This is a genomic window from Streptomyces hydrogenans (genome assembly GCF_014656075.1).
Lineage (GTDB): Bacteria > Actinomycetota > Actinomycetes > Streptomycetales > Streptomycetaceae > Streptomyces > Streptomyces hydrogenans.
The window spans coordinates 62,975-76,460 of record NZ_BNBS01000014.1 but is presented as its reverse complement, the minus strand read 5'-3'; the positions used below and the strand labels follow the sequence as shown (position 1 = coordinate 76,460).

At 74.4% G+C, this 13,486-nt stretch carries 13 protein-coding genes; 5 read left to right on the top strand and 8 right to left on the bottom strand.

Annotation, left to right across the window (positions count from 1 at the left end):
- The first annotated feature begins 190 nt into the window (after positions 1–190).
- On the top strand, positions 191–523 hold the full coding sequence (locus tag IE321_RS09040) for a hypothetical protein (protein WP_043219307.1): 333 nt from the start codon (positions 191–193) through the stop codon (positions 521–523).
- 92 nt (positions 524–615) lie between these two features.
- Positions 616–924, top strand: a complete 309-nt coding sequence (locus tag IE321_RS09035; RefSeq protein ID WP_051841605.1) for a DUF6343 family protein — start codon at positions 616–618, stop codon at positions 922–924.
- A gap of 18 nt (positions 925–942) precedes the next feature.
- Here IE321_RS09035 and IE321_RS09030 read toward each other — a convergent pair whose 3' ends face one another.
- From IE321_RS09030 to rpsA, 4 genes are all read right to left on the bottom strand, one after another.
- On the bottom strand, positions 943–1,311 hold the full coding sequence (locus tag IE321_RS09030) for a tetratricopeptide repeat protein (RefSeq protein ID WP_043219305.1): 369 nt from the start codon (positions 1,309–1,311) through the stop codon (positions 943–945).
- A 56-nt stretch (positions 1,312–1,367) separates the two neighbouring features.
- Entirely contained in the window at positions 1,368–1,973 is a 606-nt protein-coding gene (gene coaE / locus IE321_RS09025) for a dephospho-CoA kinase (protein ID WP_043219303.1), read from the bottom strand.
- Positions 1,974–2,004: 31 nt separating this feature from the next.
- Positions 2,005–2,943 (bottom strand): PAC2 family protein, encoded by a 939-nt coding sequence (locus IE321_RS09020; RefSeq protein WP_043219302.1) that lies wholly within the window; start codon positions 2,941–2,943, stop codon positions 2,005–2,007.
- 164 nt (positions 2,944–3,107) lie between these two features.
- Entirely contained in the window at positions 3,108–4,619 is a 1,512-nt protein-coding gene (gene rpsA / locus IE321_RS09015; RefSeq protein WP_043219300.1) for a 30S ribosomal protein S1, read from the bottom strand.
- Between the two features lie 345 nt (positions 4,620–4,964).
- Here rpsA and IE321_RS09010 point away from each other — a divergent pair, with 345 nt between their 5' ends.
- Both IE321_RS09010 and hrpB read left to right on the top strand, forming a co-directional pair.
- Complete coding sequence (locus IE321_RS09010) at positions 4,965–5,804, top strand: class I SAM-dependent methyltransferase (RefSeq protein WP_043219299.1); 840 nt, start codon at positions 4,965–4,967, stop codon at positions 5,802–5,804.
- A gap of 94 nt (positions 5,805–5,898) precedes the next feature.
- Complete coding sequence (gene hrpB / locus IE321_RS09005) at positions 5,899–8,454, top strand: ATP-dependent helicase HrpB (protein WP_190222414.1); 2,556 nt, start codon at positions 5,899–5,901, stop codon at positions 8,452–8,454.
- Here hrpB and pgfA read toward each other — a convergent pair.
- The 3 genes from pgfA to IE321_RS08990 form a co-directional block, all read right to left on the bottom strand.
- Complete coding sequence (pgfA, locus tag IE321_RS09000; RefSeq protein WP_190222413.1) at positions 8,438–9,433, bottom strand: cell envelope lipid trafficking protein PgfA; 996 nt, start codon at positions 9,431–9,433, stop codon at positions 8,438–8,440. The genes hrpB and pgfA overlap by 17 nt on opposite strands.
- An 11-nt stretch (positions 9,434–9,444) precedes the next feature.
- On the bottom strand, positions 9,445–9,585 hold the full coding sequence (locus tag IE321_RS08995) for an SPW_0924 family protein (protein ID WP_107063131.1): 141 nt from the start codon (positions 9,583–9,585) through the stop codon (positions 9,445–9,447).
- Between the two features lie 163 nt (positions 9,586–9,748).
- Positions 9,749–11,614 carry a lytic transglycosylase domain-containing protein gene (locus IE321_RS08990; protein WP_190222412.1) on the bottom strand — a complete coding sequence of 622 codons (1,866 nt, stop codon included), beginning with the start codon at positions 11,612–11,614 and terminating at the stop codon, positions 9,749–9,751.
- Between the two features lie 251 nt (positions 11,615–11,865).
- Between IE321_RS08990 and IE321_RS08985 the strand changes: the two genes are divergently transcribed.
- A complete protein-coding gene (locus tag IE321_RS08985) occupies positions 11,866–12,777 on the top strand; it encodes a DUF4184 family protein (protein ID WP_190222411.1) in 912 nt (303 codons plus the stop codon).
- 299 nt (positions 12,778–13,076) lie between these two features.
- On the opposite strand, the gene IE321_RS08980 is transcribed toward IE321_RS08985, so the two are convergent.
- Positions 13,077–13,445: a hypothetical protein gene (locus IE321_RS08980; RefSeq protein ID WP_190222410.1), complete on the bottom strand. Its 369-nt coding sequence runs from the start codon at positions 13,443–13,445 to the stop codon at positions 13,077–13,079.
- Positions 13,446–13,486: the final 41 nt, after the last annotated feature.

Sequence of the window (13,486 nt, the reverse complement as noted above, 5' to 3'; positions counted from 1 at the left end):
CGCGGAGCTTCCACGTCGGTACCCCAGACCTTACGGGCGGGGTCTGACAACGGTCGCGGACGCGCGTCCCCCGACCGGCCCAACCCCGGATGACAGCGGCCCCCGGGGGCGGGAAAGTGGCGTCGACCAGGGCTTTCGCCCTCGGGGCTGCCGCCGACCGCCTCGCTAGCCCGACCGAAGGGGATCCGCCATGTCCGTTCGCCGGCGTCTCACGACCGCCACCGGGGCCGTGCTGCTCACGCTCACGGTCGCGGGCTGCTCGGGCCTCGGCCGCACCGCCGTCGGCCCCGTCACCTACGAGGCGCGCGGGGCGAAGGTCGTGCGGGTGATGAGCCCGCCGGTGCAGGGCTGCCACCGGCTCCCGCTCGGTGCGACGCGGGTCGAGAACGGCACCCTGGTGGACCTGATCCTCTACCGGACCCCGCACTGCCGGGGCGAGGACACGATCTACCTGCCCACCAACAGCACCGACTCGATCGCGCCGGGCACCCTGGCCTGGCACAGCTACACCATCGTGCACTGAGCCGCGGCGGCACCGCGCCGTTCCCTTCGCCCCCGGGCGGGTACATGCTGGAAGTGCCCGACAGGTGGGATCCGACGGGAGAAGGCGCCGTCATGCGTACCGGTAGCGAACCGGCCACCGCGCGCAGCGCACTGCGGCTGCGGTTCTGGCTGAGTGCCTGGGGAATGGTGTGGGCGGTCTTCGGCACGGTGGTCTTCGTACTGGTGGGCCGCCCCGGCTGGGCGGTGGCCTGCGGGGTGCTGTTCCTGGTGGTCGCGGTCGACATGTCGATGGTCCTGCGCCATCTGCGGCAGGGCCCGCACTGGCAGCCGGGCCGCGACATCCCCCCGTACGAGCCGGACCACGGCGACCGGGCCCCCCGGGGTCGCGGCACCCGGGACCCCGACGGCCGGGAGCCCTGAGCCCCCGCCGTGTCGCGGTCAGTCCTCGGTGCCGAAACCGGCGGCCCGTACGTACTCGGGCCGGGGGTCGAGCGCCGCGGCCAGGCGGAAGTGCCGGGTGGCCTGCGCGTCCTGCCCGGAGCGCTGGAGGGTGCGGGCGAGGGCGAAGTGCGCGAAGGCGTTGTCCGGCTCGCGCTCCAGCACCAGCTCGAACTCCAGCTGCGCGGGCCGCAGCTGGGCGGCGGCGAAGAAGGCCCGCGCCCGCAGCAGGCGGGCCGCGGTGTTCTCCGGGTGCTCGGCGATGACCGAGTCCAGCAGTTTCACGGCACCACGCGGATCCCGCGCGGCCAGCAGCTGCTCGGCGGCTCGGAAGTCGATGACGTGCGTCTCCGGATTTCTCTCGGCCATGAACTGCATCCTTCCCACGATCCGGTCCCGGAACACCGAACGGGGTGTGCCGGGGTTCAGGCGCGGTCGGCCGTCCGCCGCGTCAGCTCGTCCCAGACCTCGCGCACCTGGGGTTCCAGGGCGTCCAGCGGGCCGTCGTTGTCGATCACGAGGTCGGCGATCTCCAGCCGGTCCGCGCGGGTGGCCTGCGCGGCCATGCGGGCCTTAGCCTCCGCTTCGGCCATGCCCCGGAGCCGGACCAGCCGGTCGAGCTGGGTCTCGGGCGAGGCGTCGACGACGACCACGAGGTCGTAGAGGGACGCGAGGCCGTTCTCGGTCAGCAGGGGCACGTCGTGGATCACCACGTCCCCGGGGCCCGCGGCGCTCTCCAGCTCGGCCGACCGGGCGCCGACGAGCGGGTGGACGATCGCGTTCAGCGTGGCCAGCCGCTCCGGGTCGGCGAAGACGATGGAGCCCAGCTTCGGCCGGTCCAGGGTGCCGTCGCCGGTCAGGACGCCGTCCCCGAAGGCGGCCACGACCGCCGCGAGGCCCGGGGTGCCCGGTTCGACGACCTCGCGGGCGATCCGGTCCGCGTCGATCAGCACGGCCCCGTAGGAGACGAGCAGCCGCGACACCTCACTCTTGCCGGCGCCGATTCCGCCGGTCAGGCCCACCTTCAGCATGGGCGGCAGCTTAGGCCCTGGCTCCGCCGGGTCAGGCGTCGCCCTCCCGTTCGGCGAGGAAGCGCTCGAACTCGCGGCCCAGCTCGTCGGCCGAGGGCAGGTCGACGGGCTCGGCGACCAGGCTGCCGCGGGTCTCCGCGCCGGCCATCGCGTCGTACTGGTGCTCAAGGCCCTGGACCAGGGTGACCAGCTCCTCGTCACCCTCGCCGATCTGGCGGTCGATCTCCGTCTGGGTGCGGCGGGCCTCGGTGCGCAGCGCGTGGGCGACGCCGGGGAGGACCAGTCCGGTGGCGGCGGTGACGGCCTCCAGGGCGGTGAGCGCCGCGTCCGGGTAGGGGGACCGGGCGACGTAGTGCGGCACGTGGGCGGCCACGCCGAGGGTGTCGAAGCCGGCCTCGGTGAGGCGGAACTCGATGAGGGACTCGGCGCTGCCGGGCACCTGGGCCTCGTCGAAGGGGCTGCGGTGGCCGGGCATGAGGTCGGTGCGGTTGCCGTGCGGGGTGAGGCCGACGGGCCGGGTGTGCGGCACGCCCATGGGGATGCCGTGGAAGTTGACCGCGAGCCGTACGCCGAGCCGTTCGACGATCTGGCCGACGGCGGCGGCGAAGCGCTCCCACTCGACGTCCGGCTCGGGGCCGGTCAGCACGAGGAAGGGGGCGCCGGTGGCGTCCTGGACGAGCCGGACCTCCAGGGCGGGCGTCTCGTACTCGGTCCAGCGGTCGCGCCGGAAGGTCAGCAGCGGGCGGCGGGCCCGGTAGTCCACCAGTCGGTCGTGGTCGAAGCGGGCGACCACCTGGTTCGGCAGGGTGTCGAGCACGCGCTCGACGATCTGCTCGCCGGTCTCTCCCGCGTCGATGTAGCCGTCGAAGTGGTAGAGCATGACCAGCCCGGTCGACTCCTGTGCCAGGGCCAGGTCCACCACGGCCAGGCCCTTGGCGTCCCACTCGTACAAATCCTGGGGATCAAGCACGGTTACCGCTCCTCCTCGCGTCTCATGGAAGAACGTCCCGGGGCGCAAGGTCATTCCCGGCCGGGCTCCGGTCCTCGCCGGAGAACGCGACCGGGGCCCGCTCCCCCGGGAGGGAGCGGGCCCCGGTTGTGCTAGCGACTAGCGCTGCTCAGCGGTGAGCCTGTTCAGCTCTGGCCGCCGGCCAGCTTCTCGCGCAGGGCGGCGAGGGCCTCGTCCGACGCCAGGGCGCCGGCGTTGTCGTCCGACTCCGAGGAGTAGGAGCCACCCGAGATGCCCGCACCGGCGTTGCCGGCGGCCGGGGCGGCAGCGCCCTCGGCAGCGGCGGCCTCGTCGGCCTCGCGGGACTTGATGACCTGCGCCTGGTGCTGCTCGAAGCGAGCCTGCGCCTCGGCGTACTGGGCCTCCCACGCCTCGCGCTGGGTCTCGTAGCCCTCGAGCCAGTCGTTGGTCTCGGGGTCGAAGCCCTCGGGGTAGATGTAGTTGCCCTGGTCGTCGTAGGACGCGGCCATGCCGTACAGGGTCGGGTCGAACTCGACCGACGCCGGGTCGGCACCGAAGGACTCGTTGGCCTGCTTCAGGGACAGCGAGATCCGGCGACGCTCGAGGTCGATGTCGATGACCTTGACGAAGATCTCGTCGTTGACCTGGACGACCTGCTCCGGGATCTCCACGTGGCGCTCGGCCAGCTCGGAGATGTGGACCAGACCCTCGATGCCCTCGTCGACGCGGACGAACGCACCGAACGGAACCAGCTTGGTGACCTTGCCGGGGACGACCTGGCCGATCTGGTGGGTGCGGGCGAACTGCTGCCACGGGTCCTCCTGCGTCGCCTTCAGCGACAGGGAGACACGCTCGCGGTCCATGTCCACGTCGAGAACCTCGACGGTGACCTCCTGGCCGACCTCGACAACCTCGGACGGGTGGTCGATGTGCTTCCAGGACAGCTCGGAGACGTGCACGAGGCCGTCGACGCCACCCAGGTCCACGAAGGCACCGAAGTTGACGATCGAGGACACGACGCCGGAGCGGACCTGACCCTTCTGGAGGGTCGTGAGGAAGGTCTGGCGGACCTCGGACTGGGTCTGCTCGAGCCAGGCGCGGCGGGACAGGACCACGTTGTTGCGGTTCTTGTCCAGCTCGATGATCTTCGCCTCGAGCTCCTTGCCCACGTAGGGCTGGAGGTCGCGGACGCGACGCATCTCGACCAGGGAGGCCGGGAGGAAGCCGCGGAGGCCGATGTCGAGGATGAGACCACCCTTGACGACCTCGATGACGGTACCGGTGACGATGCCGTCCTCTTCCTTGATCTTCTCGATGGTGCCCCAGGCGCGCTCGTACTGGGCGCGCTTCTTCGAGAGGATCAGGCGGCCTTCCTTGTCCTCCTTCTGGAGAACCAGGGCCTCGATCTCGTCGCCGACCTTGACGACCTCGTTGGGGTCGACATCGTGCTTGATCGAGAGCTCGCGGCTCGGGATGACACCTTCGGTCTTGTAACCGATGTCGAGCAGGACCTCGTCCCGGTCGACCTTCACGATGACGCCGTCGACGATGTCGCCGTCGTTGAAGTACTTGATCGTCTCGTCGATCGCGGCGAGGAAGGCTTCCTCGTTACCGATGTCGTTGACCGCAACCTGCGGGGTGGTGCTGGTGGCGGTGGTCTCGGTGCTGCTCGTCATGTGGGAAAGGGCTCCGGTTACGGACAGAAAGTCGTAGGTACTGCTACGCCGAGAGCCCGTATCGCACTGAAGAAGCCAGACAGCCGATGAAGCGCCTTCCGGAGAACGGAGGCGCCTCGTGAACCGAGGGGACTGCAACAGGTGCGAGCGCGGCCTGCTCCGTCTGAGGCGCGCAGGCCCGCAGCGCAACCTTTAGCATACGGGGACGGCCGGACAGGGTCAATGCGCGAAGCGCGCACCCGGGGCAGAACCGCATGAACCCGGCACAACTCGTGTCCGCCCGCAGGCCATCGGCGGGCCTCCGCCGTTCCACGGCACTGAGCGCAAACTACATCGACGGGCGAGATGAACCAAGAGTACGAACAGGACGACCGCTTCGAGACGGACGAGGACGAGGCGGAGGCGACCCGGCGTGACGCGGGCGACGCGGAGAGCAGCCGGGCCAGCCGCGGCTGGTGGGACCGGAACGCCGACGAGTACCAGAACGACCACGGCGCCTTCCTCGGCGACGACCGGTTCGTGTGGGGTCCGGAGGGCCTGGACGAGGCCGAGGCCGGGCTGCTCGGGCCGGCGGAGGAACTGAAGGGGCTCGACGTCCTGGAGATCGGGGCGGGCGCCGCGCAGTGCTCGCGCTGGCTGGCGGCGCGGGGCGCCCGGCCGGTGGCGCTCGACCTGTCGCACCGGCAGCTCCAGCACGCCCTGCGGATCGGCGGGGAGGTGCCGCTGGTCGAGGCGGACGCGGGGGCGCTGCCGTTCCGCGACGGCTCCTTCGACCTGGCGTGCTCGGCCTACGGCGCGGTGCCGTTCGTGGCCGATCCGGTGCGGGTCTTCCGCGAGGTGCGCCGGGTGCTGCGGCCCGGCGGACGCTGGGTGTTCTCGGTGACGCACCCGATCCGCTGGGCGTTCCCGGACGAGCCCGGGCCGGAGGGCCTGTCGGTCTCCGCCTCCTATTTCGACCGCACGCCGTACGTCGAGCAGGACGCGGCGGGGCGGGCGGTGTACGTGGAGCACCACCGCACACTGGGCGACCGGGTGCGGGACGTGGTGGCGGGCGGCTTCCGACTGCTGGACCTGGTCGAGCCCGAGTGGCCGGCGTGGAACGGCCAGGAGTGGGGCGGCTGGTCCCCGCTGCGGGGCAACCTGATCCCGGGCACGGCGATCTTCGTGTGCGAGCGCGAGGACTGACCCGTCACGGTCGATCGGTCGGACAGTCGTACTTATGGGCGGGCCTGTGGATAACCGGGCCCGCCTTTTTTCTTTCGCGTACGAGACTGAGTGCGTGATCCGAAACGACGTACTCGATCTGCTTCCCGTCCGGCATGCCGTTCCCGAGCTGCTGGCCGCGCTCGACGGGCGCGGCACGGCGGTGCTGCACGCGCCGCCCGGCACCGGCAAGACCACGCTCGTGCCGCTGGCCCTCGCGGGTCTCATAGGGGACGGGCCGGAGCGGCGGGTGCTGGTGGCGGAGCCGCGTCGGATGGCGGTGCGGGCGGCGGCCGGGCGGATGGCGTGGCTGCTGGGCGAGGAGGTCGGGCGGACGGTCGGCTTCGCGGTGCGCGGGGAGCGGCGGGCCGGTCCCTCGACGCGGGTCGAGGTGGTGACGACGGGCCTCCTCCTCCAGCGGCTCCAGCGGGACCCGGAGCTGGCGGGGGTGGACGTGGTGCTGCTCGACGAGTGTCACGAGCGACACCTGGACGCCGACACGGCCCTGGCGTTCCTGGTGGACGTGCGGGCCGCGCTGCGGCCGGAGCTGGGGGTCGTCGCGGCCTCGGCGACCAGCGACGCGGAGGCGTGGGCGCGGCTGCTGACCGTGCAGGAGGGCGGCGGGCCGGCGCCGGTGGTGCGCAGCGAGGGCGAGGGGCACGGTTTCGCGGTGGTCCACGTGCCGCCGCCGTCGGGGATCCGGCCGGCGCACGGCACCTGGGTGGATCCGGCGCTGCTGCGGCACGTGGCGGCGACGGTCCGGGAGGCGCTGGCGCGGCACGAGGGCGACGTCCTGTGCTTCCTGCCCGGCACCGGGGAGATCGCGCGGACGGCGGGGCTCCTGGCCGGGGTGGACGCCGAGGTGCTCCAGCTGCACGGGCGGGCTCCGGCGGCGGTGCAGGACGCGGTGCTGCGGGGTGCGGGGCCGGACGGACGGCGGCGGGTGGTGCTGTCGACGTCGGTGGCGGAGTCGAGCCTCACGGTGCCGGGGGTGCGGGTGGTGGTGGACGCGGGGCTGGCCCGGGAGCCGCGGATGGACCACGCCCGGGGGCTGGGCTCGCTGGCGACGGTGCCGGTGTCGGCCGCGGCGGCGACGCAGCGGGCGGGGCGCTCGGGGCGTGAGGCGCCGGGGACGGTGTACCGGTGCTGGGCGGAGGCGGAGGAGAGCGGGCGGGCGCGGTTCCCGGCGCCGGAGATCCGGATCGCGGACCTGGCCGGCTTCGCGCTGCGGGCCGCCTGCTGGGGCGATCCGACGGCGGAGGGGCTGGCGCTGCTCGACGCGCCGCCGGCCGGGGCGCTGTCGGCGGCCCGCGCGGTGCTGGCGGCGATCGGGGCGGTGGACGGGTCCGGGAAGGCGACCGGGCGCGGGGTGCGGATGGCTCGGCTCGGGGTGCATCCGCGGCTGGGGCGGGCGCTGCTCGACGGGGCTGCGGAGGTGGGCGCGCGGCGGGCGGCCGAGGTGGTGGCACTGCTGAGCGAGGAGCCGCCCCGGGAGTACGGGGACGATCTGGCGGTGGCCTGGCGGGAGGCCCGCCGGGGCGGGGACGCGTACGGGGCGCGGTGGAAGGCGGAGGTGCGGCGGCTGGAGCGGGCGGCCGCCTCGGACGGGGAGGACGACGGTGCGGGCCGCGGGTCGGGGGGCCGGGCCGGGGACGACGCGGTGGCGGGGGTGGTGACGGCGCTGGCGTTCCCGGAGCGGGTGGCGCGGGCGCGGGAGCAGGGCGGGCACCTGATGGTGTCCGGTGGCGGGGCGCGGCTCGCGGAGGGTTCGGGGCTGCGGTCGGCGCCGTGGCTGGCGGTGGCGGTGGCGGACCGGACGGCCCGGGACGCCACGGCGCGGGTGCGGCTGGCGGCGGTGGTGGACGAGGCCGTGGCGCGGAAGGCGGCGGGGCACCTGTTCCGGGCGGGTGAGGAGGTGCGCTGGGAGGACGGCGACGTGGTCGCGCGGTCCGTGGAGCGGCTGGGGGCGGTGGAGCTGACCGTCCGCCCGCTGGGTGCGGGGGCCGAGCCGGCGCTGGTGCGGGAGGCGCTGCTCGACGGGCTGCGGAGAGAGGGGACGGGGCTGCTGCGGTGGGGGCGGGAGGCGGTGGAGCTGCGGGAGCGGCTGGCGTTCCTGCACGGGGCGGTCGGCGGGGCCTGGCCGGACGTGACGGAGGAGGCTCTGGTGGAGCGGGCCGGGGAGTGGCTGGAGCCGGAGCTGTCGCGGGCGGCGCGGCGGGCGGACCTGGGGCGGATCGACGCCGGGGAGGCGCTGCGGCGGCTGCTGCCGTGGGCCACGGGTGAGGCGGGGCGGCTGGACGAGCTGGCGCCGGAGCGGATCGAGGTGCCGAGCGGATCGCGGATCCGGGTGGCGTACGGCGAGGGGCGGCCGGTGCTGGCGGTGAAGCTCCAGGAGATGTTCGGTCTCGCCGAGACGCCGCGGGTGGCGGGGGTGCCGGTGCTGGTGCACCTGCTCTCCCCCGCCGGGCGGCCGGCGGCGGTGACCGCCGACCTGGCGTCGTTCTGGCGGGACGGCTACCGGGCGGTGCGGGCGGAGCTGCGGGGGCGGTACCCGAAGCACCCGTGGCCGGAGGACCCCTCGGGCGCGGCGCCGACCCGGCACACGAGCGCGCGGCTCAGACGGGAGGGGTGACCGGCTCGGGGACGGCCTTCGGGGCGGCGGCGGGGGCGGGGCGGCGGGAGCGGTGCTCCAGCCAGAGCGCGAGGGCGAGCAGGAGCAGGGCGAGGAGGGTGAAGGTCCAGGGCAGCCGGGAGACGAGGAGGAGGACGGTGGTGCGGTTGGCGGAGACCAGCTCGACGGTGTCGGCGACGTAGTCCTCGCGCATCTTCACGTGGCCGGAGAAGACGGTGAGGGTGTCGGTGCCCATCAGGGCCTTGGCGCCGCGGAGCTCCTCCTTGTGGATCTCCTCGCCGTTGACGGGGGCTCCGGTGACGGGCTCGACCCAGAACATCCGCTTCGTGGTGTACCAGCGGGTGAGGCCGGTGCTGGCGATGACCTCGGGGGTGATGCCCTCGACGGGCATGGCCTTGGGCATGGGGACCTGGGTCCAGGGGATGGTCTGCTCGTAGTAGTAGACCTCCAGGCCGCGGAAGGTGCGGGTGCCCGCGTAGTGGATGGGGGCCGAGGTGCGGGTCTGGGCGTCGAAGTAGAGGTAGTCGCGCTTCTCGGTGAGGAAGGGCCATTTGAACTCGATGCCCTCGCGCTTGACCGGGTCGCCGTCGACCATCTCTCCGGGCACGTTCACGGGGTCCTGGGTGTGGGCGTCGAAGACGTACCGCTCGGGGATCTTGGACACCATCTTGCCGTCGGGTCCCATGACGTAGGAGAGGCCGTCCCAGACGACGACGTCGCGGTCGGTGCCGGCCTCGATCCGCTTCGACTCCTCCACGTTGCCCTTGAGGGTCTGGACGATGGTGATCTTCTCGACCTCGCGGGACTTGAGGGTGCCGTAGTCGAGGAGGGTCGCGGGGCGGGCCTCCAGGACCACCTCCTGGTACTGGTTCGGCGGGATCTTGGCCAGCCGGGGGAAGGCGTACCAGCGCAGGGTGGGGGCCATGGCGGCGAAGAAGACGGCGAAGGAGAGGAGGACGAGGCTGGCTCGGCGGCGCACGGGGGGGCTCCCTACTTCTTGGGGCCGGGGTCGGCGGTGAGCAGGGGTCTGGGCGAGGTGGGGCCGTCGGGCGGCAGATCGACCAGGGAGACGAGCAGGACGAAGAGCAGGACGGGCACAAGTCCGATCGCGGCGGCGACGAGGGCGCGCATGGTCGGCCTCCCGGCAGGTGATCTGATGGGTCGTCAGGGCGGGGGCACCGTAGCAACGCGGCGGTGAGATGAGAACAGCTCGTGGCGGGGCGAACCGAAACGCGCGCCGCCCCCGGCGTCCCGGGAGGGACGGCGGGGGCGGCGCGGAGGAAGGAGGTGCGGGTCAGGCGGTGGGCGACGTGCTCGCGGACGGCGAGGCCGAGGCGGAGCCGGACGGGGACGCCGGGGCCGACGGGGACTCGGACGCGGTCGGCGCCGGGTCGGTGGTCGGGTCCGGGGAGGCGGGCGGCGTGGTGGCCGGCTCGGTGACGGTGAGCGTCAGCTTGGCGGTGCCGCCGCCGGGCGCGGTGAGCAGCAGGACGTAGGAGCCCGCCTTCTCGCCCGCGACGAGGCCCTTGATCGACAGACGGCCGTTCGCGTCGGTCTTCAGGACCTTGGTGCGGATCGAGTTGCCCGCCGCGTCCTTGCCGAAGGACGGGCCGTCGGCGCTCTGCTGGGCGGAGTCCGCCGAGTCGGTGACGACCGCGGTGACGGTCACGCCGGGGGCGAGCGCGCCGTCGAGGCGGCCCTCCACGGTGACCTCGGCGTAGTCGCCGCCGGTGGTGGCGGTCAGGGCGGCGTCGCCGACCCGGGCGAGGGCGTCGGCCTTGCGGACCTCGACGGTGGCCTTCAGTTCGGCGGTCAGGGAGCGGCCGGGGACGGAGGCGCGGATCGTGAAGGGTTCGGCCTTCTCGCCGGCGCGCAGGGCGGGGGCCTTGGCGACGCCCCGGGCGTCCGAGGTGACGGTGACCGTGGTGGCGCCGGCGGGGAAGCGGGCGTCGGTGGTGGCCGGGAGCTCGAAGCGGACGCTGACGCCGGCGACCGGGCGGCCGGCGGCGTCCACGGCGGTGACGGTCGCGGCCTGCGCGAAGGTGCTCTCGGTGACCGCGGTCAGTGCCGCCGTGCCGGGCTTGAGGCGGGCGACCCGGAGGGTCGGCGGGATCTCGACGGGCGTGCCGACGGGCGGCCGGGTCGGCTCGGTGGTCGGCGGCTTCGTCGGCTCGGTCGGCTTCGGCGGCGTGGTCGGGGCCGGGTTCGTGGGCTTCGGCGAAGGCCGGTCCGGCGTCGGGGTGGTGCTCGGCGACGGAGAGGTGGGCGCCGTCGGGCGCAGCGGCCGGTCGGGGCCGAACCGGTCGCTGCGGTCGACCGGCAGCTGGCCCGTGCCGTCGGGGACGGTGTGGGTGCCGCGGCCGTAGTACTCGAACCAGGTGAGGACGGTGGTGAGGTACTCGGTGGAGCGGTTGTAGCTGAGGATCGCCCGGTCGAGGTCGGCCTTGATCGCCAGGTTCCGGCCGCCGGCGCACAGGTACATGCCCGCGGCCTGGGCGGCGTCGTAGATGTTGTTGGGGTCCTTCTTCCCGTCGCCGTTGGCGTCCTGGCCCCAGACGGCCCAGGTGGACGGGATGAACTGCATGGGGCCGACGGCGCGGTCGTGGGTGGTGTCGCCGTCGAAGGCACCGCGGTCGGTGTCCTGGATGAGGGCGAAGCCGTTGCCGTCGAGGGCCGGGCCGAGGATCGGGGAGAGGGTGGTGCCGTTGCCGTCGACACGGCCGCCGCGGGCCTGCCCGGACTCGACCTTGCCTATGCCGGCGAGGAGTTGCCACGGCAGGTTGCAGGAGGGGTCGGAGGCGCGGACCGACGCCTCGGCGCGCCGGTAGGCGGCGAGGACGGTCGCGGGTATGCCGGCCTCGGCGGGGCCGGTGACGATCGGCACCGTGGGCGCGGTGGGTGCCACCCCGGGGCGGTTCGGGGTGTTCAGCGGCGGCAGGTCGGTGTAGTACGGCGAGTCGCCGGTCGCCGATCCGCCGTCCCCGCCACCGGGCGGGGTGGTGGCGTCGCCGGCGCCGATGGCGCTGTCGCCGCTGAGGTTGTCGGTCGGCGGCGGGAGCGCCCCCGGGCCCTGCGAGGCGGCCAGCGCCGCGACCGCGGCGGCCACGATCGCGCCGCTCGTGGCTCCCCTGCGCAGACGGCGGCCGAATTGCGCTGCCATACCGGTGCTCCCTCCCCATTCGACTGCGGCCGCACGCTCCCCGCGCGTGGCCTCAGGCGACCCTATGCGATGTCCGTATCACAGGACACCACGAGCTGACCGTGTTTCACGCTTTCGTCACCCCTTGGCCTCCCGGCGGCCGGACACGGAGGTCCGCACTCCGGACCCGGGAGCGTTCCCGGGAACCGTCCCGGCGGTGCGGTACCTCTTGCACTCGGGCCGATCATCCGTACGACCGGGAGGTTCCTTCCGTGCCCTTCACCCTGAGTCACGCCGCCGCGGTCCTGCCGGGGCTGCGGTGGGACGGCACCGCGCGCGGCCCGCTCGTCGCCTCGGCCCTCGTCGCCGGCAGCTTCTCCCCCGACCTCACCTACTTCGCGGCGACGGCGGTGCCCGGGGCGATGGAGTTCGGGGAGGTGACCCACTCCCCCGTCGGGCTCGTCACCGTCGACGTGCTCATCACCGCCGTCCTGGTGGGGTCGTGGCTGACGGTGCGCGAGCCGCTGGTCGGGCTGCTGCCCGGGCGGTGGCGCGGCCGGGTGTACGGGGTGGTGCGCGGCCGCCCGTGGCGGGAGCGGCGGCCGGCCGGGCTCGTGGCGTGGTTCGTCGTCTCCGCGGTGATCGGCGCGACCACCCACGTCGTCTGGGACGCCTTCACGCACCTGGACCGGTGGGGGACGCGGGCCGTGCCGTTCCTGGCGGAGGTGGTGGGCGGCTTCCCGGTCTACCTGTACGCGCAGTACGGCGGTTCGGCGCTGGCCCTCGGGCTGCTCGGCTGGTTCGCGGCCCGGGCCCTGCGGTCGGTGCCGGCCGGGTCCGGGACGCCGGGCTCGGTGCGGGTGCCGGGGCGGCGGGAGCGGCGGGCGCCGGCGGCGCTGATCGGGGCGTGCGTGGTGGCGGGGGTCGCGCACCGGGTGCTGCGCTGGGCGGCGTACTGGGGCTGGGACCGGATCGAGACCCCGCTCGACATCATCCCGACCGCCTGTTTCGGGGCGGGCGCGGGGCTCGTCGTGGGGCTGCTGCTGTACGGGACGGCCGCGCGGCTGCGAGAGCGGGAAGGGGGCCGGGGGCGGAGCCGGTCCCTGGAGCCGGTCCCCGCTCCGGAGGCGGCGGAGGAGGGGGCGGACGGCCGTGCGGCGCGCTCCCGTCCGGGCGTTCGCTGATCTCCGCCGCCGGGGTCCGGCCTCGGGCGGGGGCGCTCCGGAGAGACGGCGGTGGACGGCGAGGTCGACGCCCTCCAGGGTGTCGCCCCCGTAGCCCATGGAGGTGTTGTCGTGGCTGAGCAGCGCCATCCGGAAGTCGGTGGCCACGGCGGCGGAGCCCGTACCGCGGACGATGCCGACGCTGTGCCCGCGGCGGCCGTGGGTGGCGCGGGGCAGCCGGCCGTTCTCGAGGCGGACCCCCACCGTGCGGGGCGCGCCGGCGGTGACGCCCCACGCCTGGCTCGCGACGACCCGGCCCATCAGGGCGAGGGCCCGGGGGCGGCGGGAGACGGCGGCGAGCAGGGCGAGCCGGCCTCGCGCAGCACGCGGTCGAGGCGGTCGCGGGAGAGGCCCTGCCAGAGCGCGGCGGCGGAGCCGTAGAGGCGGCTGTCGTCCAGCTCGCAGCGCAGGCCCCGAACGGGGTGGCGGACGGCGACGGCGACCGTGCTCTCCCGTCCGTCGAGCGCGGCGGCGAGGTCCCGGGAGAGGGCGGCGGCGAGAGAGGGCTCCCGGGGCGAGGCGCAGGGGGCGGGCGCCCGTCGGGTCTCGGCGGGCTGGACGGTGGGCGCGCCGAGCAGGACGTCGAGCAGCACCCGGACGCGCGGCCGGGAGCGGCGGGTCGTGATCACGCCCCCGGTCCCGGGAGCGCTCCCGCCGCGCAGCCCCCGGG